The sequence below is a fragment of the Xanthobacter tagetidis genome (genome assembly GCF_003667445.1).
In the GTDB taxonomy this organism is placed as follows: Bacteria; Pseudomonadota; Alphaproteobacteria; order Rhizobiales; family Xanthobacteraceae; genus Xanthobacter; species Xanthobacter tagetidis.
The window spans coordinates 15,600-37,312 of the sequence record NZ_RCTF01000007.1 but is presented as its reverse complement, the minus strand read 5'-3'; the positions used below and the strand labels follow the sequence as shown (position 1 = coordinate 37,312).

Below are 21,713 nucleotides of genomic sequence, written 5' to 3'. Positions count from 1 at the left end.
TCACGCCTCCCGCTTCAATGCCAGCGCCGCCTGGCGCCGCGCCGCCAGCAGGCCGTGCTTGGGCGCGAACACGAAGGCGGCGAGGAAGATCAGGGTCTGCAGCACGACGATGATGCCGCCGGTGGCGCCGTCGAGGAAATAGGACAGGTAGGCGCCTGAGAAGCTGGTGCCGGCGCCGATGGCGACCGCAAGGCCGATCAGGCGCGGGAAGCGGTCGGTGAGGAGGTAGGCGGTGGCGCCCGGGGTCACCACCATGGCGATCACCAGGAAGGCGCCCACGGTCTGCAGCGCCGCCACCGTGCAGGCGGCGAGCAGCGTGAAGAACATGATCTTCAGGGCAAGCGGGTTGAGGCCGATGGTGCGGGCATGGCTCTCGTCGAAGAAAGTCACCATCAGGTCCTTCCAGAACACCATCAGCAGCCCCAGCGAGACGAAGCCGATGACGGCGAGCTGGAGCGTATCTTCGGGCGTGATGGCGAGGATGTTGCCGAGCACGATGGTCTGCACGTTCACCGAGGTGGGCGAGAGCGAGACCATGAACAGGCCGAGCCCGAAGAAGGAGGTGAAGATCAGGCCGATGACGGCATCCTCCTTCAGCTTGGTGCGCTCCTGGAGGAACAGCATGGCGCCGGCCGCCAGCGCGCCGGAGAAGAAGGCGCCGATGGAGAAGGGCAGGCCCAGCATGTAGGCCCCCGCCACCCCCGGCACGATGGCGTGGGAGAGCGCATCGCCGATCAGCGACCAGCCCTTGAGCATCAGGAACGCCGAGAGGAAGGCGCACACCGCCCCCACCAGGGCCGACACCCACATGGCGTTCACCATGTAGCCGTAGGAGAAGGGTTCGAGGAGGAGGGTCATGACATTGCCCCCCGGCGCCGGCCCGTATCCCGGCCGACCGCAGCGGCACGCGAGCGCAGCGGAGAGAGAGCCGGGATCCAACGTAAGAACGTGCCGAAGGCGCTTTGCTGCGGAGGCCGCTGGATTTGGGCTGCTGCGCAGGAGTCTTGCGCTGGACCCCGGCTCAGCGCTCCCGCTGCGCGGTCGCTTGGCCGGGGCGCGAGGTTGGCTTCCCGTCCCATCAGCCGAGCCCCTCGCTGGAGCCCGCGGTGCCGCTCTGGGCCGGGCGGTCGCGGTAGAGCACCAAAGGGCGCTCGTCGTCGGTGAGCACGCCGAGCGTGCCGGGGGTGGCGGCGTGGCTCTCGTCCAGCACGAAGTGGCGCAGCACGCCGCCGAAGGCCTTCTCCAGGTTCGCCTGGGTGAAGATCTCGGAGGTGAGGCCATAGGCCAGCACGGTGCCCTTCACCAGGACGGTGCGGTCGCAGAATTCCGGCACGCTGCCCAGATTGTGGGTGGAGACCAGCATCACCCGCCCCTCGTCGCGCAGCGCCTTCAGCAGGTTGATGATGGCGTCCTCGGTCTTCACGTCGACGCCGGTGAAGGGCTCGTCCAGCAGGATCACGCGGGCGTCCTGGGCGAGCGCGCGGGCGAGGAAGACGCGTTTCCTCTGGCCGCCGGAGAGCTCGCCGATCTGCCGGTCGCGGAACTCCAGCATGTTGACACGGATGAGCGCCGCCTCCACCGCCGCGCGGTCGGCGGCGCCGGGAATGCGCAAAAGGCTCATGTGGCCGTAGCGGCCCATCATCACCACGTCCTCCACCAGCACGGGGAAGGTCCAGTCCACCTCCTCCGCCTGGGGCACGTAAGCGACGAGATTGGCCTTCAGCGCCGCGCGCACCGGCTGGCCGAGGATCGCGATGGAGCCCCGCGCGGCCTTCACGAAGCCCATGATGGCCTTGAACAAAGTGGATTTTCCCGAGCCGTTCACGCCCACCAGCGCGGTGATGGTGCCGGTGGGAATCTCGAACGAGGCGTCGCGCAGCGCGGTATGGCCGTTGCGGTAGGTGACCGTCACGTCGCGCACGCAGATGCCGGAGCCGGCGGCGCCCGCGGCCGCCGCCGAAGGGAGGGAAGCCAGCAGCTGCGCGTTCATCGGCCGGCTCCGGCGCGGAGTTCCCTGGCGATGGTGCCGGTGGTGGCGGCGATCAGGTCGAGATAGGTCGGCACCGGGCCGTCGGGCTCGCTCAGGGAGTCCACATAGAGCACGCCGCCGTAGCGCGCGCCGGTCTCGCGCGCCACCTGCTCGGCCGGGGCAGGCGAGATGGTGCTCTCGGAGAAGATCACCGGGATCCTGTCCGCCCGCATCCGGTCGATCACCCGGCGCACCTGCTGCGGCGTGCCCTGCTGGTCGGCGTTGATGGGCCACAGGAACAGCTCCTTCAGCCCGAAGTCCCGGGCGAGATAGGAGAAGGCGCCCTCGCTGGTCACCAGCCAGCGCCGCTCCGGCGGCACCGCTTCGAGTTCGGCGCGGATCGGCGCGATGGTGGCGCGGATCTTCGCCTTGTAGGCCTCGGCATTGGCGGCATAGGTGGCGGCGTTCTTCGGGTCGTATTTGGCGAAGGCGTCGCGGATGTTGTCCACGTAGATGAGCGCCACTTCGGGCGACATCCAGGCGTGGGGATTGGGCTTGCCCTTGTAGGGTCCCTCGCCGATGCCCATGGGCGCGATGCCGTCGGACACCACGACGCTGGGTACGCCCTTGAGGCGGCTGAAGAACTTCTCGAACCACAATTCGAGGTTCAGCCCGTTCCACAGGATCAGGTTGGCGCCCTGCGCCTTGATGAGGTCGCCGGGGGTGGGCTGGTAATTGTGGATCTCGGCGCCGGGCTTGGTGATGGATTCCACGATCGCCGCGTCGCCTGCCACGTTCTTCGCCATGTCGGCGATGATGGTGAAGGTGGTCACGGCCTTGAACTTCGCCGGCGCTTTCTCCTCGGCGGCCGCGGGGACAACGGCGGCAAGGGCCGCGAGGACGGCGGCGACAAGAAGGCCGGTGAGGGCCGCGCCCGGACGATTCAGGCCGGCAGGAAATCCGCGTGTGGGCGAGCGCATGCGCGCGTCTCCGATGCTCCCAGGAACAGCATCAAGATACGCGTTAAAAAATGCAATTGCAAATCATTCGCATTTAAGCTGGCGACAGCGTGCCACCCTGCTCCCGCGTGGAACCCGGCGTCTCGCTCCCATCCGGAGCCGCCGGCGGCGGGGAATTTGCAAGGGCGATCTCCTCCGCAGCGGACGACCCGCCCTCGGCCTGAGCGTCCCCCTCCTCCGCGGACGGCGCGCCGTCCGCGGACGTCCCGAGCGGGCCGCGCGGTGCCGGGGTCGATTCCGCGTCCGCGAGCACGTGCGCGAGCATGCCGCGCGCCACCTCGCGCTCGCCCATGATGATGAGGTCCGCCCCGCTCTGGCGCAGATGGCTCACCTCCGCGTCGGAATGGGCGCGGGCGACGATCTCGATCTGCGGGTTGAGCACGCGTGCCTTCTTCAGCACCCCGCTCGCCTCGAACCCGTCGGGGATGGCAAGGATGAGCCGCCGCGCGCCGGCGAGGTTGGCGGCCTCCTGGGCGGCGGGCGAGGCCGCATTGGCGTCCACCACCTCGATGTCGAGCTTGCGCAGTTCCTCCACGCGGTCCTCCTGGTCCTCGATGACCAGGAACACGGTGCCGGCGTCCTTCAGGCCCTCCGCCACCAGCCGCCCGACGCGGCCGTAGCCGACCAGGACGATGTGGCCGTCCTTGTCGGTGCGCACCAGTTCGGGCGCCGGGATCGGCGCTTCCGCCGCTCCCGGCGCGGGGGCAGCGGCCACCGCGGCTGCCGCCTTCTTGGCGCGGAAGCGGTCCAGGACAAGGAAGAAGAAGGGGTTGGCGAGGATCGACAGGATCGCGGCGGCGAGGATGAGGTCGCGCGCCTCCGCCGGCATCAGGCCGAGGCTCACGCCGAGCGCGGCGAGGATGAAGGAGAATTCGCCGATCTGCGCCAGCGAGGCGGAGATGGTGAGAGCGGTGAGCTGCGAATAGCCGAAAAGCCGCACCAGCAGATAGGCCGCCACCGACTTGCCGAACAGCACGATGGCCAGCGCGCACAGCAGCGGCAGCGGGCTCTTCACGACAATCGCCGGGTCCACCAGCATGCCCACGGAGACGAAGAACAGCACGGCGAAGGCGTCGCGCAGCGGCAGCGTCTCCTCCGCCGCCCGGTGCGACAGCGGGCTTTCGCTCAGCACCATCCCGGCGAAGAAGGCACCGAGCGCGAAAGAGACGCCGAACAGCTTCGCCGAGCCGAAGGCGACGCCCAGTGCGATGGCGAGCACGGCGAGCCGGAACAGCTCGCGCGAGCCGATGTGGGCGACGAAATGCATGATCCAGGGAATGACCCGCCGCCCGACCAGCAGCATGAACAGCACGAAGCCCGCGACCTTGGCGAGCGTCACGCCGAGCGAGGTCCACAGGTCCATGGGGCCGAGGAAGGCCGCCGCGGCGCCGGCGTCCACCGCCTTGCCGCCGAGCGATTCCGACAGCGCCGGCAGCAGCACCAGCGCCAGCACCATGGCGAGGTCCTCGACGATCAGCCAGCCGACCGCGATGCGGCCCTGCTCGCTCTCGATCAGGCGGCGCTCCTGGAGCGCGCGCAGCAGCACCACGGTGGAGGCGACGGACAGCGCGAGGCCGAACACGAGGCCGCCGCCGAGGCCCCAGCCCATGGCATAAGAGAGCCCGACGCCCATCAAAGTGGCGACGCCGATCTGCAGCACCGCGCCGGGCACCGCGATGGCCTTCACCGAGAGGAGATCGCGCAGGGAGAAATGCAGGCCGACGCCGAACATGAGCAGGATCACGCCGATCTCGGCGAGCTCCACCGCGATGTGCTGGTCGGCCACGAAGCCGGGGGTGAAGGGGCCGGCCATGACGCCGGCGAGCAGGTAGCCCACGAGGGGCGAGAGACGCAGCCGCTGCGCGATGGCGCCGAACACGAAGGCGAGCACGAAGGCGCCGACGAGGGTCGCGATCAGCGGCGTATCGTGGGGCAATTTCGCACCTCCTTCCAGGCAAAAGGGACCATCCGCGCGGCGAGGCGCAGGCGCAAGACTGATTGGAATGCCAATAGATTAAGCAATTCCCATGACGGGTCCAGAGCTTCGCGAAAGATTCTTTCCACGGAAGCAGAAAAAGAACGGGCGCCCCCGGCGGGAGCGCCCGTTCTTCGTGCGAACTTGATCCGGTGGACCGGAGCGGCCGAGTTGCGTGGGGCTCCGCGGCGCGCGGCCCCGGACCTACAGCCAGGGCTGCTCGGCGCCCTTGGCGGTCTCGTAGGCGGCGATGCTCGGCGCCTTCTGGAGCGTCAGGCCAATGTCGTCGAGGCCCTCCAGCAGGCAGCGCTTGCGGAACGGGTCGATCTCGAAATGGATCGCGCCGCCGTCGGGGCCGCGGATCTCCTGGTTCGGCAGGTCGATGGTGAGGGTCGCGTTGGCGCCGCGCTCGGCGTCCTCGAACAGCTTCTCCAGCTCCTCGGGCGAGACCTTGATGGGCAGCACGCCGTTCTTGAAGCAGTTGTTGTAGAAGATGTCGGCGAACGAGGTGGAGATGATGCAGCGGATGCCGAAGTCGAGGAGCGCCCAGGGGGCGTGCTCGCGCGAGGAGCCGCAGCCGAAATTGTCGCCGGCCACCAGCACCTTCGCGCCCTTGTAGGCAGGCTGGTTCAGCACGAAGTCCGGATTGTCAGAGCCATCCTGCCGATAGCGCATCTCGGAGAACAGGCCCTTGCCGAGGCCGGTCCGCTGGATCGTCTTCAGGTACTGCTTGGGGATGATCATGTCGGTGTCGACATTGACCAGCTTCAGCGGAGCCGCGACACCTTCGAGAACGGTGAACTTGTCCATCGGAATCCTCGGAATTTCTCGTTGTTTGTTCTTAGGGTGGAGTGCGCTTTCGCGCTTGGGGTCAGTCCTAACAGGCACCGGCGCGGTTGCCCAGCGCCGGCGCGGTCAGCGGGGTCCGGGCAGCATGCGGCGCAGCACGTCGTCCTTCAGCACGAAATGATGCAGCAGCGCCGCCGCGGCGTGAACGAGGGCGAGCACGACCAGCGCGTTCGCCAGCCATTCGTGAATCTCCTTGATCTCGCGGGCGAACGTACGGTCGACCGGGATCGGTGCGGGGATGGTGAACAGCGAGAAGAAGGTCACCGCGTCGCCGCGCAGGAAGGCGAGCCAGATGCCCACCAGCGGGGTCGCGATCAGCAGCAGGTAGAGCAGCCCGTGCGCCGCCTCCGAGGCGATGCGGACCGGGCGCGAGAGCGCGGCCGACGGCGCCGGCTGGCGCGCCGCGAGGCGGTTGGGAATGCGCAGCGCCATCAGCGCCACCAGAAGGAGCCCCACGGAGATGTGGGTCCACCAGATGTAGGACCGCCCCACCGAGCCACGCGGAAAGACCGCTTCCAGGTAGGTGACGCCATAGGCCACGAGCACCGCGAGCACTACGAGCCAGTGCAGCGCCCGCATGGAGGTGGAGTAGCGTTCGGGCTGGAGAGTGGAGGTCATGACGGGCTCCTGTTGTTTGGAGCATTTCTAAATTGTGCCTGATTGAGCGGTCCATGTGACATCACGGCCCATCGGCCAGCTCCTCGATGCGCTCCATGTCCTCGTCGGAGAGGCCGAAATGGTGGCCGATCTCATGCACCAGGACATGGGTCACGAGCCCGCCCAGCGTCTCCTCGTGCTCGGCCCAGTAGTCGAGCATGGGCCGGCGATAGAGGAACACCATGTTGGGCATCTGGCCGGTCTGGGAGGTCGCGCCGTCCTGCGCGCGGCCGATCCCCTGGAACAGGCCGAGCAGGTCGAACGGCGTCTCCGCCTCCATGGTGTCCAGCACCTCGTCGGTGGGGAAGTCCTCGACGCGGATCACCACCCCGGCGCACAGCCGCCGGAAGGCTTCGGGCAGCCGCGCGAAGGCCTCGCGCGCCAGTTCCTCGAAATCGCCGAGGCTCGGCGCTTCGCGGTCGCGCCAGGCATTGTGCGTGCTCATCTGCTCCGCTCCCGCTCCTGATGGGGCTCTTCGCTCGAACTATTGGCGCCAGCCGGCCGAGTACTCACGCGGGCGTTACAAGGCTGAACGCTTTATGAACGCCGACCTCAAGCGCCGTTCAGCCCGGTTTGGTTAAGGAACTCTTAATGGCTCTGCATCGTTGTCGACGCAGATGAGGAATTGGGAGAGTGACCATGCTTCGGAAGCTTGCGGTCACCGGCGCGCTGGTGACGATCATTGGAATCGCTGCGTTTTTCGCCCCCCACGAGGCGAGTGCCGCCTCGGTGTCCGCGGTGGTCTCCGCCCTCGGATGAGGAGAGCGGAGCGGCGAACGGCCGAGAGACCGTTCCCAAAGGCAGAGATTTCACGATCTTGTGATTGAAACGGGCGACCCTTTTGGTTGCCCGTTTTTCTTTTGCAACACTCCCGGACAGCGCCGCCGGCCCCGCCGGCGGCCTCCTGCTACCTTCGAAAACGTCAGGCCTGCGGCCAGGTCCGCACGTCCACGAAGCGGCCCGCGATCGCCGCGGCGGCCGCCATGGCGGGCGAGACGAGGTGGGTGCGGCCCCGCGGACCCTGCCGGCCCTCGAAGTTGCGGTTCGAGGTGGAGGCGCAGCGCTCCTCCGGCGACAGGCGGTCGGCGTTCATGGCGAGGCACATGGAGCAGCCCGGCTCACGCCACTCGAAGCCCGCGGCCAGGAAGATCTTGTCGAGGCCCTCGGCCTCCGCCTGCTCCTTCACGATGCCGGAGCCGGGCACGATCATGGCGGCGACGTTCGGGTTCACCTTCTGGCCGGCCACGATCTTCGCCACCGTCCTGAGGTCCTCGATGCGCGAGTTGGTGCACGAGCCGATGAACACCCGGTTGAGGGCGATATCGGTGATCTTGGTGCCCGCGGTGAGGCCCATATAGGCCAGCGCCCGGTGCTTGGCGGCGCGCTTCACCTCGTCGGCGATCTGCTCGGGGTCCGGCACCATGCCGTCCACGGAGATCACGTCCTCCGGGCTGGTGCCCCAGGAGACGATGGGCGGCAGGCGCGCCGCGTCGAGCTTCAGCTCGGTGTCGAAATAGGCGCCCTCGTCGGTGCGCAGCGTGTCCCAGTAGCGCAGCGCCGCGTCCCAGTCGGCGCCCTTCGGGCTCTTGGGGCGGCCTTCGAGATAGGCGTAGGTCTTCTCGTCGGGCGCCACCATGCCGGCGCGCGCGCCACCCTCGATGGACATGTTGCACACCGTCATTCGCCCCTCCATGGAGAGGGCGCGCATGGCGTCGCCGGCATATTCGATCACATAGCCGGTGCCGCCGGCGGTGCCGATGGTGCCGATGATCGACAGGATGATGTCCTTCGCGCCCACGCCCTCCGGCAGCGTGCCGTCGACCGTGACGCGCATGTTCTTCGCCTTCTTCTGGATCAGCGTCTGGGTGGCGAGCACGTGCTCCACCTCCGAGGTGCCGATGCCGTGGGCGAGCGCACCGAACGCGCCGTGGGTCGAGGTGTGGCTGTCGCCGCAGACGATGGTGGTGCCGGGCAAGGTGAAGCCCTGCTCCGGGCCGATCACGTGGACGATGCCCTGCCGCTTGTCGAAGCCGTCATAGTATTCGATGCCGAATTCCTTGACGTTCTCCGCCAGCGCCGCGATCTGCGCCACGCTCTCCGGGTCCGGATTCGGCAGGGTGCGGTCGGTGGTGGGGATGTTGTGGTCCACCACGGCGAGCGTCTTGTCCGGTGCGCGCACCTTGCGGCCGGTCACGCGCAGGCCCTCGAAGGCCTGCGGGCTCGTCACCTCGTGCACCAGGTGGCGGTCGATGTAGAGCAGGCAGGTGCCGTCGTCCTGGCGCTCGACCACGTGGTCGTCGAAGATCTTGTCGTAGAGGGTGCGGGGGCCGCCGACGGGTGCGTTCATGGGTCTGTGTCCCTTAAGGATGCCCGCGCGCGCGAATGCGGCCGGGCGGATGATCTCAGTGCGGGGAAGTCGGGAAGGACGTCAGCGACGAAGCACCGCCGAGGCGGCGGTGGTGAAGCGTCCGAAGAAACGGCCGGGCAGACGCACATGGTCGGGCACCGCGGCAAATTCCATCGTGGTGCGCGCGAACGGTCCGGCGGCGCAGAAGGCCGCCCGGGACCAGGGAGAAGCGGGCACGGTCATGGACATAAGCGGTTTGTAGCAGTTCCACTATGCGGCGACAATCTTGCACCGCAGCGACGCCGTTTGGTCCCCGACCGTGACATCCCCTTGTCAGGAAACCCGACTGATGCTCCGGTTCCGCTGGGCGCGCCGGATGGGCGGCGGCGCCGGGGAGAGGGCGCGAACATGGCGGAAGCGACAGGATCCGTGATCCCCTATCTCACGGTGGGCTCCGCGCCCGATGCGATCGCCTTCTATCGACAGGCGTTCGGCGCCGAGGAAACCATCAGGATGATGGCCGAGGACGGCCTCAGGGTGCTGCATGCGCGGCTGAGGATCGGCGCGGGGGTCGTGATGCTGTCCGACGATTTCCCCGAGTTCGGCAACGGCGCGATCGCTCCCGTGCCGGGGGCGCGGGCCTGCGTCTCGGTTGCCCTCGCTTTGGCGGTCGCCGCCGACGTGGACACGACCTTTGCCCGCGCGCTCGCGGCAGGCGGCACGGGAGAGATGGCGCCGTGCGACGCGTTCTGGGGCGACCGCTTCGCCGTCCTTGGCGATCCGTTCGGCCATCGCTGGATGCTGGCGGCCCCGCTGGGCTGAGGCGCATGAGAACTCCTTGCCAGCCGGCGCCCGGACGCCGATGGCAGGGCGCGGCGGAAACGGCGCGGTGGCAGCCGGCAGGACGCAAGGATGGGGGCGGCGTTGCGTTTCATCGAGACTTTCAGCAGCACGGACTTCGCCGACACCGTCGTCAGCCTCGGGGCAGCGTTCGTGCTCGGCACGCTGATCGGCGCCGAGCGCCAGTACCGCCAGCGCACCGCGGGCCTGCGCACCAACGTGCTGGTGGCGGTGGGCGCCGCCGCCTTCACCGACCTCGCCGCGCGCATCGGCACCACCACGGATGTGCTGCGCGTGGTGGCGAACGTCATCACCGGCGTCGGCTTCCTCGGCGCCGGCGTCATCATGAAGGAAGGCCTCAACATCCGCGGCCTCAACACGGCGGCGACGCTGTGGTGCTCGGCGGCGGTGGGCGCCTGCACCGGCTCGGACATGCTGGCCGAGGCGCTGCTCATCACCTTCATCATCATCGCCGGAAACACGCTGCTGCGCCCGCTCGCGGGCGCCATCGACCGCGTGCCGCTGAACGCGCGGTCCTCGGAGCTGAGCTACGAGGTGCACCTCACCGCCGATGCCCATGCGGTCGCCGAGGTGCGCGAGGCGCTCATCAAGGCGCTGCAGGCGGCGTCCTACCCGGTGGGCGACGTCACCTCCTCGGTCCAGGGCGATGCGGTGGAGCTGGTGGCGCGGCTGGTGAGCACCTCGGTCGACCCGGACGAGCTGGACCAGGTGGTGGCCGGCCTCGCCCGCACCCGAGGCGTCACCCACGCGAACTGGGAGAGCACCACCCAGGATTGAGGCATAAGCGTCAGTCCACGCGCCCCGCCTGCGCGAGGTGGTGCAGGACAATGCCGCAGGTGGTGGCGACGTTGAGGCTGTCGAAGTCCCGCGCCATGGGGATCGCCACGGTACGCGTGCGGGCCAGGATGTCCGCGGGCAGGCCCGGCCCCTCGGTGCCGAACAGCGCCGCGACCCGCGCCGGCGGCACCACGTCGGCGAGCCGCTCGGCACCGGACGGCGAGAGCGCGAGGGCGGCAAAGCCGCGCGCCGCCAGGAGGTCCAGCAGCGCGCCCGCATCGGCCACGCGCGCGAACGGCACCGTGAGGCTCGCCCCCACCGAGACGCGGATCGCCTTGCGGTAGAGCGGATCGCACGAGGCGCGGTCGATCAGCACCGCGCCGGCACCGAAGGCGGCGGCATTGCGGAAGATGCCGCCCATATTGTCATGGTTGGTGATGCCGAGCGCCGCCACCACCACCGCGCGCGGGCCGAGCGCATCGAGCAGCGCGCCCGCATCCCGAGCCGGATGGCTGCGCCCCAGCGCCAGCACGCCGCGATGGATCGGGAAGCCGGAAATGTCGTCCATCACCGCCTGCGGCGCCACATAAGCTGGCAGGTCGTCCGGCAGGCTCGCCAGCAGGCCGGCAAGCCGGTCGGCTTGCCGCTGCGAGATCAGCAGCGCCTCCAGCCGGTGCCCGGCGCCCGCCGCTCCGGTGCGGGCCATGTGGCGCGCCAGCAGACGCAGCACCACCTCGCCCTCGGCCATGAAGCCGCTGCCGCGCCCCACGAGGTCGCGCTCGCGCACGTCGCGGAAGGCGGCGATGCGCACGTCGTCGGCCGACGTCACCGCGACGATCATGGCGCCGCCGTCACAGCGGCCGGCGCTTCACCGGCACCGGGGCGCTGGTGGTGTCGCGCACCACGAGGCGCGGCGGAAGCTCCACCCGCTCCACCGGCCGGGAGAGGTCGGCCATGCGGGCCAGAGCGAGCTGCGCCGCGGCGCGCCCGTATTCCGGGATGAAGGTGTGCACCGTGGTGAGGGAGGGATGCCACAGGGCCGCCTCCGCGATGTCGTCATAGCCCACCAGCGAGAAGTCGCGGCCGGCCGTCAGCCCGGCGGCCTGGAGCCCCATGAGCGCGCCGAAGGCGGACAGATCGTTGAACGAGACCGCGGCGGTCGGCGGCTCCTCCAGCGCCAGGAGGCGCATCATGGCGCGCCGCCCCTCCTCGCGATGGCCCGGGCCTTCCATCACCAGCGCGGGATCGAACGGGATGCCCGCCGCCTTGAGCCCGGCCTGGTAGCCGGCGAGCCGCTTGCGGCCGGTGGAGATGGCGCTGAACCCGCCGATCATGCCGATGCGGCGGTGGCCCAGTTCCACCAGATGGGTGACGCCGAGCGCCACCCCGGCGCGGTCGTCCGAGCCGGCGAAGTCGAAGCCTGACCCCTCGATCTCGCGCGTCACCTGCACCACGGCGATGCCGGTGGCGGCGAGCGCCTTCAGGTCCTCGACGCGGGTATGGGCGGCGGGCGAGACGATGAAGGCGTCCGGACGGTACTCCGCGAGCGTGCCGAGGGTGCGGGTCTGGCGCGCCACGTCCTCCTGGCTGACGCCGAGCAGCACCGTCTTGCCGGCCGCCGAGAGCGCGTCCTCGATGGCGGCGAGCAGCTCGGTGAAGGACGGGTTGACGATGTCGTGCAGGCCGACGCCGACGATGTTGGTGCGGGCGGTGCGCAGCGCCGCGGCGCTGCGGTTCGCCACGTAGCCGCGATCGCGGGCCGCCTCCTGCACCCTGAGGCGCGTGATCTCCGCCACCACCGGGCTGTCGCGCAAGGCGAGCGAGACGGTCGCCGTGGACAGGCCCAGCTCCAGCGCCAGGCGCTGCAGGGTGACCTTCCCCAACTGGGCGCTCCTCGTGTCCTCCATGCTCCCCCCTTTGAAGGGTTGTTTCGCGCATCGCGCAGCGCCTTGTCACATGCTAAACGATTTAGAACGCAGGACCAAAAGAGCTTTTCACGGGGAGGTCGGGAATGGACAAGGCGCGGATCGGCTTCGTTGGCGTCGGGCTGATGGGGCATGGCATGGCGAAATGCTTGGTGGAGAAGGGCTTTCCCCTCTCCGTTCTGGGTCATCGCAACCGCGGACCGGTGGTCGACCTCATCGCCCGGGGCGCGTCGGAGGCGGGCAGCGCGGCGGACCTTGCCGCATCGAGCGACATCGTCTTCCTGTGCGTGACCGGCGCGCCGCAGGTGGAGGCGATCCTGCGCGGGCCGAGCGGGCTGCTCGCCGGCGCCAAGCCGGGGCTGCACATCGTCGACTGCTCCACCTCGGAGCCCACCCTGACCCAGGCGCTGGCCGCGGAACTCGCGCCGATGGGCATCGCCTTCTGCGATGCCCCCCTCGGCGGCACGCCGGTTCAGGCGGAGACCGGCGCCCTCACCGCCATGGTGGGCGCGGACGATGCCGCCTTCGCCGTGATCGAGCCGGCCGTCGCGGCCTTCGCCAGCCGGATCGTGCGGGTGGGCGCGCCAGGCGCGGGCCACACCATGAAGCTCATCAACAATTTCCTCTCGCTCGGCTATGGCGCGCTCTATGCCGAGGCGCTCGCCATCGCCGCCAAGGCCGGGGTGACGCCGCAGGTGTTCGACACCGTGATCCGCGGCGGGCGCATGGATTGCGGCTTCTACCAGACCTTCATGGGCTATGCGCTGGACGGCAACGAGAACAGCCACCGCTTCGCCATCTCCAATGCCCACAAGGACATGCGCTACGTCACCAGCCTCGCCACCAATATCGGCGCGGCGGCCTTCGTGAGCGCGACGGTGAAGAACCTCTACGCCGCCGCCGAGGGTTTGGGCTATGGGGCGAAGAACGTGCCGCTGCTCGCCGACGCGGTGGCGGCCATGAACGGCCTCCCGCCCGTTCCCGGCGCCAAGGCGGCAGCCGAGTAGCTGCCCTTAACCCGGCATTTGCCCTGTTCCGCCCGCTTCTGTGGATCGGCCGCGGGATGCTGCAGTGCGTCCTCGCGGTGCCACATTCGCGGGGAACCTTGTGCCGCGTCGCCTCGTTGACCGGACGCGCTCCAAATCCGGGGTGCCGGCCGTTCGGGCCGAGGCAGGGAGGAACACCAGGGTGCAGCCGGGAGGACGACTGGTCAGCATCGATTTCTGGCGGGGCTTCGCCCTGCTGACGATCTTCGTCAACCATGTGCCCGGCCACTTCCTGTCGCCCTACACCTTCCGCAATTTCGGTTTCTCGGACGCCGCCGAGCTGTTCGTGCTGCTGGCCGGCATCTCCGCCGCCTTCGCCTATCTGCGGCCGGCGGCCGGGGGAGATCTGCTCGGGACCACCATGCGGGTGATGCTGCGGGCGTTCCATCTCTATGTGGCGCATCTCGCGCTCGTGGTGGTGGCGGTGGTGGTGGTGGGCGGCTTCGTGGTGCTCACCGCGGACAGCCGCATGCTGGAGCTTTTCCACCTCGACCTGGTGAACCTGTTCCCGCTGGAATCGCTCGTTGGCATCGGCCTTCTGAGCTTCCAGCCGGCCTATCTCAACATCCTGCCGCTGTATGTGGCGCTGCTGGTGCTGTGCCCGCTCCTGCTGCTTCTGGCGCGCACCAGCATCGCGCTCGCGCTCGGCGTTTCCACCGCGCTCTATCTCGCCACCCAGCTGGCCGGCCTGGAACTGCCGGTCTGGCCGGGAACCGGGCGCTGGTACTTCAATCCGTTCGCCTGGCAGTTGCTCTTCACCTGCGGCCTTGCCATCGGCGCGGTGCTGGACCGCGGCGCGCGCCCGGCGCCGAGCCGGGTTCTGGACATCGTGGCGCCGGCCTATCTCGTCGTCGCCATGGCCTGGGCGATGATGGGCTTTCCGGTGGCGCTCGATCTCTCGCCGCTGCCGGCCTTCCTGTGGGACTTCGACAAGACCAACCTCGCCCTGCCGCGGCTGCTGCACGTGCTGGCGCTCGCTTACTGCGTCTCGCGCCTGCCCGTGGAGCGCTGGCTGAAGGCGCGGCCCGGCCTCTGCGAGCCGGTGGGCCTTCTGGGTCGCCAGGCGTTGCCCGTATTCTGCGTCGGCACCGTTCTGAGCCTCGCGGCGCAGGTGACGCGGCCGGGCTTCGATGGTGCCTTCCTCTACGACCTGCTAATCGTAGGTGTGGGCGTTTTCGTCCAGTGGCTCGTGGCATGGACACTCGAATGGCACCGCCGGGGCCTCAGGACCGGCACCCGACCGGCGGCAGCGCCGGCATCTGCGCCCGCAAGCGTGCAGACGACCGTCGCCGGCCCGGCCGGCTGACGCGGGCGGCGCGCGCCGGCGCGCTGGCGCTCTGCCTCCTCCTGCCGCTGCCACTGTCCCTGCCCGCGCACGCCGACATCTCCAAGGGATGCCGGGTGCCGGACATCTTCCTGACCTTCGACAGCGACTTGAAACGCACCGAGCGCCTCGTGGACCGCTCGGCGCCGGTGCGCATCCTGCTGCTGGGGCCGAATCCCGAGCGCCAGGCCCTGTCGCAGAAGAAGCGCACCCGCCTCGAGCTGGAGCTGAACCGGCGCCTGCCGGACATCCGCTTCTCGATTGTCGACGAAGGCCCCTCGCGCGGGCTGGTGGACGACGACTTCGAGCGCCTGCGCGGGGCGGTTGATCGGGTCCAGCCGGACCTCATCATCTGGCAGGTGGGCACCGGCGACGCGCTCGCCGCCACCGACGCCGACGCCTTCGCCCGCACGCTCGGCCGTGCGGCAGACTGGCTGAAAGGCCGCAACATCGACCTCGTGCTGATCGACCCTCCGTTCATCGCCGGCGTGCCGCACGAGCATCTCTACGGCCGCATGGTCGACCAGATCGACGCCCTGTCCGACCGGCAGGGCATGAACGTGGTGCAGCAATACCAGGCGACAAACTGGCTGCACCGCTCCGCCGACCCCGCTCTGAAGGGCATGGACGCCCGCCTGTGCATGCCGGAGCTGGTGGCCGAGGCGATCGTGCGGGCGGCGACGCGGTAGGGGAGCGGCCGCGGCCCCTCGGCGGACCGCGCGACATCCGATAGAACGGGACATGAGAACCGGCGCGGCCCGCTCGCGGGCGCCGCCGACATCGCTGCCGCGCGCGGCGCACGGGGAGGCAGATCCATGGGTGAGAAGGTAGCCATCGTCACGGCGGGCGGCTCGGGCATGGGGGCGGCCTGCGCGCGCCGCCTCGCGGCGGACGGCTACCGGGTCGCGATCCTCTCCTCGTCCGGCAAGGGCGAGGTGCTCGCCAAGGCGCTGGGCGGCATCGGCATCACCGGCTCGAACCAGTCGAACGACGACCTGAAGCGCCTCGTGGACGCGACGCTGTCCGCCTATGGCCGCATCGACGCGCTGGTGAACAGCGCGGGCCATGGCCCGCGCGCGCCGATCCTGGAGATCACCGACGAGGCCTGGCACGCGGGCCTCGACACCTATTTCCTGAACGTGGTGCGGCCCACCCGCCTTGTCGCCCCGGTGATGGCGGCGCAGAAGAGCGGGGCGATCGTCAACATCTCCTCCGCCTGGGCGTTCGAGCCGAGCCCGCTGTTTCCCACCTCCGCGGTGTTCCGCGCCGGGCTCGCCGCCTATACGAAGCTGTTCGCCGACGCCTACGCCGCCGACAACGTGCGCATGAACAACGTGCTGCCCGGCTGGATCGACAGTCTGCCCGCCACCGAAGAGCGCCGCGCCGGCGTCCCCATGGGCCGCTACGGCACCTCAGCCGAGATCGCCGCCACGGTCGCCTTCCTGCTCTCGGAGGGCGCCGGCTACATCACCGGCCAGAACCTGCGCGTGGACGGCGGGCTGATGCGGTCGGTGTGAGGGGGGCGGTCCCATCCTCGCCGTTGCGTGCAGATGGGATTGTACTCGCGCCCTGGCCCAGGCACGCGAGACCACGATCAAGACGCCCGCCGTTGCCGTGCGCGACGCCCAGGACCGGGCGCATGGTGACGGGCGCGGCGTCGGGCAATCGCCTGCTGAACCCTACCCCTCCTTCATCCGCGTCACCTTGTAGACCGCGCCCGTCTTGTCATAGGTGGTCCACTCCCCCACCTGCCGGCCCGCCTGGAAATGGCCGGAGCGCAGGCGGGTACCGTCGATCCGGAACCATTCCCAATAGCCGGTGGGCAGGTCGTCCAGCGTCTGGCCGCGCGCCCACAGGGAGCCGTCGCGGTGGCGCTTCTCGAACGGGGTGGGCGTCTTCTCCATCCATGCGCTCCGCGGGGGGCGGCGCGGGCCGCGCCGCACCGCGCGAGGATGGCGCGGCGCACCGCCTCGGGCAAGCCGCACCTGCGCCCAGTGCAGCGTGACTTCAGTGCAGCGCGGCGGGGCGGGTGCCGTCCTTGTCGTGCAGCGCGAAGCGGTCGACCATGGTGGCGCTCGCTTCGTTGAGGCCGAGCACGGTGACGGCGGCGCCGCGCTGGCGCAGCTTCATCACCGCCTTGTCGAGCGCGCCGATGGAGGTGATGTCCCAGAAATGGGCGTGGGTGAGGTCGATCACCACCTCGGCCGGGGTCTCCTGCGCTGCCCTCCCCTCCAGGTCGAAGCCGCGCAGGAACGCCTCGGAGGAGGCGAAGAAGATCTGCCCCAGCACGGTGTAGCGCACGCATCCCTCGGCCTCGGTGCGCGTCACGCTCACGAGCCGCGCCACCTTGCCGGCGAAGAACACGCCGGAGAGCAGCACGCCCACGAGCACGCCCTGTGCCAGATCGTGCGTGCCGACAACGGTGAAGACGGTCGCCGCCATGACCACGGACGACGGCAGCGGATTGGTGCGCAGGTCGAGGATCGAGCGCCACGAGAAGGTGCCGATGGAGACCATGATCATCACCGCCACCAGCGCCGCCATCGGGATGACGCGCACGAGATCGTCCAGCACCAGGATCAGGAACAGGAGGAACGCGCCCGCCACGAAGGTGGAGAGACGTCCGCGCCCGCCCGAGGTCACGTTGATGACCGACTGGCCGATCATGGCGCAGCCCCCCATGCCGCCGATCAGCGCCGAGGCGACGTTGCTCGCGCCCTGGCCGATGCATTCCTGGCTCTTGTTGGAGAGCGTGTCGGTCATGTCGTCGACGATCTGCGCGGTGAGCAGAGATTCCAGCAGGCCCACGGCCGCGAGCGTCACCGAATAGGGGAAGATGATCCTGAGCGTTTCGAAGGTCAGCGGCACGTCCGGCAGCAGGAAGGCCGGGAAGCTCGAAGGCAGTTCGCCCAGATCGCCCACGGTGCGCAGGTCCAGGCCCGTCCACCAGGCGAAGGCGGTGAGCACGGCGATGGCCACCAGAGGCGAGGGCACCGCCCGGGTCAGGTAGGGAAACAGATAGATGATGGCGAGGCCCGCCGCGACCATGACGTAGGTCTCGACCGGCACGCCGATCAGCTCCGGCAGCTGCGCCATGAAGATCAGGATCGCGAGCGCGTTGACGAAGCCGGTGATGACGGAGCGGGAGACGAAGCGCATCAGCCGGCCGACGCGCAGCAGCCCCGCGAGCACCTGCAGGACGCCCATGAGGATGGTGGCGGCGAACAGATATTGCAGGCCGTGATCGCGCACCAGCGAGACCATCACGACGGCGGTGGCGGCGGTCGCCGCCGAGATCATGCCCGGCCGCCCGCCGAGGAAGGCGGAGACGCAGGCGATGGCGAACGAGGCATAGAGGCCGACCTTCGGGTCGACGCCGGCGATGACGGAAAATCCGATGGCTTCGGGTATGAGCGCGAGGGCGACCACGATGCCGGCGAGGATGTCGCCGCGAATGTTGGAGAACCACTGGCGGAAATAGAGGTTGTGGGCAGACATGGGAGAGTAATCCGCAATAGAACACCATCCGCCCGCGAGGCGGCGTGCAAGGCACCGTGTCATTTGCGTTGTCCGGCGGATCGGCGGCCGGAAGAGCCACCCGGAGTTGCACCGGGTCCTGATTGCTGAAGCCTTGGGTATCGGCAATCTTGTTGCGACGCAACGCCATAAATTGTGCAATGGGGACGAAGTCCTGTCGAGGAATTGACCCAGCTGGGCGATGCGCGCCCGGGCTCGCCGCGGCGCCATCCTTCCGTTACGAAAGAGACCGGCCGCGCGGCTCGCGGCATCCATCCATCTTCGCGGGGTCTGCCATGGCGGAAGCGTCCAATTTCGAGCTGGTGCAGATCGTCGCCGTCCTGGGCGCCGGCGTCGTCGCCGCGCCTTTGTTCAAGCGCGCCGGCTTCGGCTCGGTGCTCGGCTATCTGGCCGCCGGCCTCGCCATCGGCCCGTTCGGCCTCAAGGTGATCTCGGCGCCCGAGGCGGTGCTGCACTTCGCCGAGCTCGGCGTCGTCATGTTCCTGTTCGTGATCGGGCTGGAGATGAAGCCGCAGCGGCTGTGGAGTCTGCGGCGTGAGATCTTCGGCCTCGGCTTCGCGCAGGTGGCGGTGTGCGGGGCGCTGCTCACCGGCCTCGGGCTCCTGGCGGGCCTCGCGCCGGCGGTGGCCTTCCTGGCGGCCATGGGCTTCGTGCTCTCCTCCACCGCCGCCATCATCCAGATCCTTGACGAGGCGGGCGAGACCGCGACTCCGGCCGGCCAGCGCGCGGTGTCGATCCTGCTGCTGGAAGACCTCGCGATCGTGCCTCTGCTGGCGCTGGTGGCGTTGCTCGCGCCCGCATCGGGCGGCAGCGGCGGCGCCGACTGGCAGGCGATCGGCATCGCGGTCGGCGCGGTGGCGGTGGTGGTGGCGGCCGGGCGCTGGCTGCTGAACCCGCTGTTTGCTTTGCTTTCGGCCGCGCGGGCGCGCGAGATCATGACCGCGGCCGCGCTCACCGTGGTGCTCGGCACCGCGCTTTTGATGCAGCTCTCCGGCCTCTCCATGGCCATGGGCGCCTTCCTCGCCGGGGTGCTGCTCTCCGGCTCCACCTTCCGCCACCAGCTGGAGGCCGACATCGAGCCGTTCCGCGGGCTCCTGCTCGGCCTGTTCTTCATGGCGGTGGGCATGTCTTTGAACCTGACCGTGGTGATGGCGGACTGGCGCATCGTGGCGCTGGCGGTCGTCGGCTACATGGTGGTGAAGGCGATCGGCATCTTCGTGATCGCGCTGATGTTCGGCGCCGACAGGCGCGAGGCGCTCTACCGCGCCGCGCTGTTCGCCCAGGGCGGCGAGTTCGCCTTCGTGCTCTACGGCGCGGCGGCGGCCGTTGGCATCTTCGATGCCCGCACCAATGCGGTGATGTCCACCACCGTCATCCTCTCCATGGTGCTGACCCCGCTGACCGTGATCGCCGCCCGCCGCCTGCTGCCGCCGGAGAAGGTGGACCTCGACGGCGTCGAGGCGCCGGATGGGCTCTCGGGCTCGGTGCTGGTGGTGGGCTTCGGCCGCTTCGGGCAGGTGGCGAGCCAGACCTTCCTCGCCCGCGGGCTGGAGGTGACTATCATCGACAACGACCCGGAGATGATCCGCGCCGCCGCCAAGTTCGGCTTCAAGATCTATTACGGCGACGGCACCAACCTCGACGTGCTGCACGCCTCAGGCGCCGGCGGGGCGCGCGCGATCGCCATCTGCGTGGACAAGCGCGAGGCGGCGAACAAGATCGTCGCCCTCGCGCAGGAGACCTTTCCCAATGCCGGCGTGCTGGTGCGCGCCTACGACCGCGGCCACGCGCTCGAACTCATCAACCTGAACGTCGACTTCCAGATGCGCGAGACGCTGGAATCCGCCCTCGCCTTCGGCCGCGGCGCGCTGGAATATCTCGGCCTCTCGCCCGAGGAGGCGCAGGAGACGGTGGACGACGTGCGCCGCAGAGACAAGGAGCGCCTGTGCCTGGAGCAGACCAGCGGCTTCTATGCCGGGCTCGACCTCTTGCACGGCACCGGCCCGAAGCCCGAGCCCTTCACCCGCCCGCGCCATGCCGCGCAGCCGCTCAATCCGGCGGCGGACGCCATCGCGGGAGACGCCATCGCCGCGGAGCAGCGCTAAGCGCGGCGGAAAGCGGCTGACGCTGCGTCGGTGTAACTGCACCTTAACCCGCCCCCGCCACACTGCCCGCCATCGGTAAGTGTTGCGTAGGGTTGCGTCATGCGTCGTGCGGCCAAGGGGGAGCCTCTGCGTTCTGCGCGCCAAGTCGGCGTGCGGGTGGACAGCGCGGATGCGCCTTCCTTGGCCGCCCACGGCGGCGTCCTTGGACGCGCGCCGGAGCGGCTCCCGCGGGACCTCGTGATCGTCGGCGACAGCATCGCCGAGATGGTGCGGCTGCCGGAGAAGAGCGTCGATCTCGTGTTCGCCGATCCGCCCTACAATCTCCAGCTGGGCGGCGAGCTGAAGCGCCCGGACGAGAGCCGGGTGGACGCGGTGGACGACGCCTGGGACCAGTTCGAGAGCTTCGCCGCCTACGACGCCTTCACCCGCGCCTGGCTGCTGGCGGCGCGCCGGGTGCTGAAGCCGAACGGCACGCTGTTCGTCATCGGCTCCTACCACAACATCTTCCGCGTCGGCGCCGCGCTCCAGGACCTCGGCTTCTGGATCCTCAACGACATCGTCTGGCGCAAGGCGAACCCGATGCCCAATTTCCGGGGCCGGCGCTTCACCAATGCCCATGAGACGCTGATCTGGGCGGCGCGCGACGCGGGCGCGAAATACACCTTCAATTACGAGGCGCTGAAAGCCGGCAACGACGATGTGCAGATGCGCTCGGACTGGCTGTTCCCGCTCTGCACCGGGCAGGAGCGCCTGAAGGACGATGCGGGGCGCAAGCTCCACCCCACCCAGAAGCCCGAGGCGCTGATCGCCCGCGTGCTGCTCTCGGCCACCCGGCCCGGCGACGTGGTGCTCGACCCGTTCCTCGGCTCCGGCACCACCGCCGCGGTGGCGAAGCGCCTGCGCCGGTCCTTCATCGGCATCGAGCGCGAGGAGGCCTATGCCGCGGCCGCGCGCGCCCGCATCGATGCGGTGGAGCCGCTGGCCGAGGACGTCCTCATCGCGCCTCCAAGCGCCCGCGAGGCGCCGCGCGTCGCCTTCTCGGCCCTGGTCGAGCGCGGCTTCGTCACGCCGGGCGCCGAGCTGACCGACGCCAAGGGCCGCTTCCGCGCCGTGGTGCGGGCCGACGGAACCATCGCCCTCGCCCATGCCGCGGCCGACCGCAGCGTCGGCTCCATCCATCGCATGGGCGCGCTGGCCCAGGGGGCCGAGGCCTGCAACGGCTGGACCTTCTGGCATGTCCGGGAGGAGGGCCGCCTCCACCCCATCGACGTGCTGCGCGCCCGCCTGCGCTCCGAGATGGGCATCGCCGCCGAATAGCGCGC

At 69.5% G+C, this 21,713-nt stretch carries 21 protein-coding genes and 1 other annotated feature; of the genes, 8 read left to right on the top strand and 13 right to left on the bottom strand.

Annotated elements, in window-relative coordinates; all coding sequences use genetic code 11:
• From D9R14_RS10120 to D9R14_RS23095, 9 genes are all read right to left on the bottom strand, one after another.
• Positions 1–858, bottom strand: coding sequence for a metal ABC transporter permease (locus tag D9R14_RS10120; protein ID WP_121623212.1), 858 nt, complete (start codon positions 856–858; stop codon positions 1–3).
• Between the two features lie 220 nt (positions 859–1,078).
• A complete protein-coding gene (locus tag D9R14_RS10115; RefSeq protein WP_121623211.1) occupies positions 1,079–1,990 on the bottom strand; it encodes a manganese/iron ABC transporter ATP-binding protein in 912 nt (303 codons plus the stop codon).
• Positions 1,987–2,949, bottom strand: coding sequence for a metal ABC transporter substrate-binding protein (locus D9R14_RS10110; protein WP_121623210.1), 963 nt, complete (start codon positions 2,947–2,949; stop codon positions 1,987–1,989). The genes D9R14_RS10115 and D9R14_RS10110 overlap by 4 nt, the downstream gene beginning before the upstream one ends.
• 73 nt (positions 2,950–3,022) lie before the next feature.
• The gene (gene ybaL / locus D9R14_RS10105; protein ID WP_121623209.1) at positions 3,023–4,924 is read right to left on the bottom strand and encodes a YbaL family putative K(+) efflux transporter; all 1,902 of its coding nucleotides are present in this window, start codon (positions 4,922–4,924) and stop codon (positions 3,023–3,025) included.
• 243 nt (positions 4,925–5,167) lie between these two features.
• On the bottom strand, positions 5,168–5,773 hold the full coding sequence (gene leuD, locus D9R14_RS10100) for a 3-isopropylmalate dehydratase small subunit (protein ID WP_121623208.1): 606 nt from the start codon (positions 5,771–5,773) through the stop codon (positions 5,168–5,170).
• A gap of 105 nt (positions 5,774–5,878) precedes the next feature.
• Entirely contained in the window at positions 5,879–6,430 is a 552-nt protein-coding gene (locus D9R14_RS10095; protein ID WP_121623207.1) for a cytochrome b, read from the bottom strand.
• 61 nt (positions 6,431–6,491) lie between these two features.
• A complete protein-coding gene (locus D9R14_RS10090; RefSeq protein ID WP_121623206.1) occupies positions 6,492–6,914 on the bottom strand; it encodes a metallopeptidase family protein in 423 nt (140 codons plus the stop codon).
• Positions 6,915–7,391: 477 nt separating this feature from the next.
• The gene (gene leuC / locus D9R14_RS10085; RefSeq protein ID WP_121623205.1) at positions 7,392–8,816 is read right to left on the bottom strand and encodes a 3-isopropylmalate dehydratase large subunit; all 1,425 of its coding nucleotides are present in this window, start codon (positions 8,814–8,816) and stop codon (positions 7,392–7,394) included.
• 81 nt (positions 8,817–8,897) lie between these two features.
• Positions 8,898–9,065 carry a hypothetical protein gene (locus tag D9R14_RS23095; protein ID WP_170168568.1) on the bottom strand — a complete coding sequence of 56 codons (168 nt, stop codon included), beginning with the start codon at positions 9,063–9,065 and terminating at the stop codon, positions 8,898–8,900.
• A gap of 159 nt (positions 9,066–9,224) precedes the next feature.
• Here D9R14_RS23095 and D9R14_RS10080 point away from each other — a divergent pair, with 159 nt between their 5' ends.
• Complete coding sequence (locus D9R14_RS10080; RefSeq protein WP_121623204.1) at positions 9,225–9,638, top strand: VOC family protein; 414 nt, start codon at positions 9,225–9,227, stop codon at positions 9,636–9,638.
• Between the two features lie 102 nt (positions 9,639–9,740).
• Positions 9,741–10,454, top strand: a complete 714-nt coding sequence (locus tag D9R14_RS10075) for an MgtC/SapB family protein (protein WP_121623373.1) — start codon at positions 9,741–9,743, stop codon at positions 10,452–10,454.
• 10 nt (positions 10,455–10,464) lie between these two features.
• On the opposite strand, the gene D9R14_RS10070 is transcribed toward D9R14_RS10075, so the two are convergent.
• Both D9R14_RS10070 and D9R14_RS10065 read right to left on the bottom strand, forming a co-directional pair.
• Positions 10,465–11,295, bottom strand: a complete 831-nt coding sequence (locus D9R14_RS10070; RefSeq protein WP_121623203.1) for a TrmH family RNA methyltransferase — start codon at positions 11,293–11,295, stop codon at positions 10,465–10,467.
• Between the two features lie 10 nt (positions 11,296–11,305).
• On the bottom strand, positions 11,306–12,337 hold the full coding sequence (locus D9R14_RS10065; RefSeq protein ID WP_245420702.1) for a LacI family DNA-binding transcriptional regulator: 1,032 nt from the start codon (positions 12,335–12,337) through the stop codon (positions 11,306–11,308).
• A 128-nt stretch (positions 12,338–12,465) separates the two neighbouring features.
• Here D9R14_RS10065 and D9R14_RS10060 point away from each other — a divergent pair, with 128 nt between their 5' ends.
• The 4 genes from D9R14_RS10060 (at position 12,466) to D9R14_RS10045 (ending at position 16,266) form a co-directional block, all read left to right on the top strand.
• Positions 12,466–13,386, top strand: coding sequence for an NAD(P)-dependent oxidoreductase (locus tag D9R14_RS10060; protein ID WP_121623201.1), 921 nt, complete (start codon positions 12,466–12,468; stop codon positions 13,384–13,386).
• 181 nt (positions 13,387–13,567) lie between these two features.
• Entirely contained in the window at positions 13,568–14,731 is a 1,164-nt protein-coding gene (locus tag D9R14_RS10055; protein ID WP_170168570.1) for an OpgC family protein, read from the top strand.
• Positions 14,632–15,438 (top strand): SGNH/GDSL hydrolase family protein, encoded by an 807-nt coding sequence (locus tag D9R14_RS10050; protein ID WP_121623199.1) that lies wholly within the window; start codon positions 14,632–14,634, stop codon positions 15,436–15,438. Before D9R14_RS10055 ends, D9R14_RS10050 begins: the two co-directional genes overlap by 100 nt.
• Positions 15,439–15,564: 126 nt before the next feature.
• A complete protein-coding gene (locus D9R14_RS10045; protein ID WP_121623198.1) occupies positions 15,565–16,266 on the top strand; it encodes an SDR family oxidoreductase in 702 nt (233 codons plus the stop codon).
• 162 nt (positions 16,267–16,428) lie between these two features.
• Here D9R14_RS10045 and D9R14_RS10040 read toward each other — a convergent pair whose 3' ends face one another.
• Complete coding sequence (locus tag D9R14_RS10040; RefSeq protein WP_121623197.1) at positions 16,429–16,653, bottom strand: toxin-antitoxin system YwqK family antitoxin; 225 nt, start codon at positions 16,651–16,653, stop codon at positions 16,429–16,431.
• 103 nt (positions 16,654–16,756) lie between these two features.
• Positions 16,757–18,247, bottom strand: a complete 1,491-nt coding sequence (locus tag D9R14_RS10035; RefSeq protein ID WP_121623196.1) for a SulP family inorganic anion transporter — start codon at positions 18,245–18,247, stop codon at positions 16,757–16,759.
• Between the two features lie 66 nt (positions 18,248–18,313).
• Positions 18,314–18,369, bottom strand: a sequence feature (sul1 is cis-regulatory element that is thought to sense ions involved in sulfur or methionine metabolism; They are found in Alphaproteobacteria).
• Positions 18,370–18,561: 192 nt separating this feature from the next.
• Here D9R14_RS10035 and D9R14_RS10030 point away from each other — a divergent pair.
• Both D9R14_RS10030 and D9R14_RS10025 read left to right on the top strand, forming a co-directional pair.
• Positions 18,562–20,391 carry a monovalent cation:proton antiporter-2 (CPA2) family protein gene (locus tag D9R14_RS10030; protein ID WP_121623195.1) on the top strand — a complete coding sequence of 610 codons (1,830 nt, stop codon included), beginning with the start codon at positions 18,562–18,564 and terminating at the stop codon, positions 20,389–20,391.
• 180 nt (positions 20,392–20,571) lie between these two features.
• Entirely contained in the window at positions 20,572–21,708 is a 1,137-nt protein-coding gene (locus D9R14_RS10025; protein ID WP_281041999.1) for a site-specific DNA-methyltransferase, read from the top strand.
• The last annotated feature ends 5 nt before the right edge of the window (positions 21,709–21,713 follow it).

Coding starts and splice junctions, on each gene's coding strand:
- D9R14_RS10090 (WP_121623206.1), bottom strand. CDS start 6,914: ATGAGCACGCACAATGCCTGGCGCGACCGCGAAGCGCCGAGCCTCGGC.
- D9R14_RS10040 (WP_121623197.1), bottom strand. CDS start 16,653: ATGGAGAAGACGCCCACCCCGTTCGAGAAGCGCCACCGCGACGGCTCC.
- D9R14_RS10045 (WP_121623198.1), top strand. CDS start 15,565: ATGGGTGAGAAGGTAGCCATCGTCACGGCGGGCGGCTCGGGCATGGGG.
- D9R14_RS10095 (WP_121623207.1), bottom strand. CDS start 6,430: ATGACCTCCACTCTCCAGCCCGAACGCTACTCCACCTCCATGCGGGCG.
- D9R14_RS10120 (WP_121623212.1), bottom strand. CDS start 858: ATGACCCTCCTCCTCGAACCCTTCTCCTACGGCTACATGGTGAACGCC.
- D9R14_RS10030 (WP_121623195.1), top strand. CDS start 18,562: ATGGCGGAAGCGTCCAATTTCGAGCTGGTGCAGATCGTCGCCGTCCTG.
- leuC (WP_121623205.1), bottom strand. CDS start 8,816: ATGAACGCACCCGTCGGCGGCCCCCGCACCCTCTACGACAAGATCTTC.
- D9R14_RS10035 (WP_121623196.1), bottom strand. CDS start 18,247: ATGTCTGCCCACAACCTCTATTTCCGCCAGTGGTTCTCCAACATTCGC.
- leuD (WP_121623208.1), bottom strand. CDS start 5,773: ATGGACAAGTTCACCGTTCTCGAAGGTGTCGCGGCTCCGCTGAAGCTG.
- D9R14_RS23095 (WP_170168568.1), bottom strand. CDS start 9,065: ATGTCCATGACCGTGCCCGCTTCTCCCTGGTCCCGGGCGGCCTTCTGC.
- D9R14_RS10070 (WP_121623203.1), bottom strand. CDS start 11,295: ATGATCGTCGCGGTGACGTCGGCCGACGACGTGCGCATCGCCGCCTTC.
- D9R14_RS10060 (WP_121623201.1), top strand. CDS start 12,466: ATGGACAAGGCGCGGATCGGCTTCGTTGGCGTCGGGCTGATGGGGCAT.
- D9R14_RS10050 (WP_121623199.1), top strand. CDS start 14,632: ATGGCACCGCCGGGGCCTCAGGACCGGCACCCGACCGGCGGCAGCGCC.
- D9R14_RS10080 (WP_121623204.1), top strand. CDS start 9,225: ATGGCGGAAGCGACAGGATCCGTGATCCCCTATCTCACGGTGGGCTCC.
- D9R14_RS10115 (WP_121623211.1), bottom strand. CDS start 1,990: ATGAACGCGCAGCTGCTGGCTTCCCTCCCTTCGGCGGCGGCCGCGGGC.
- D9R14_RS10110 (WP_121623210.1), bottom strand. CDS start 2,949: ATGCGCTCGCCCACACGCGGATTTCCTGCCGGCCTGAATCGTCCGGGC.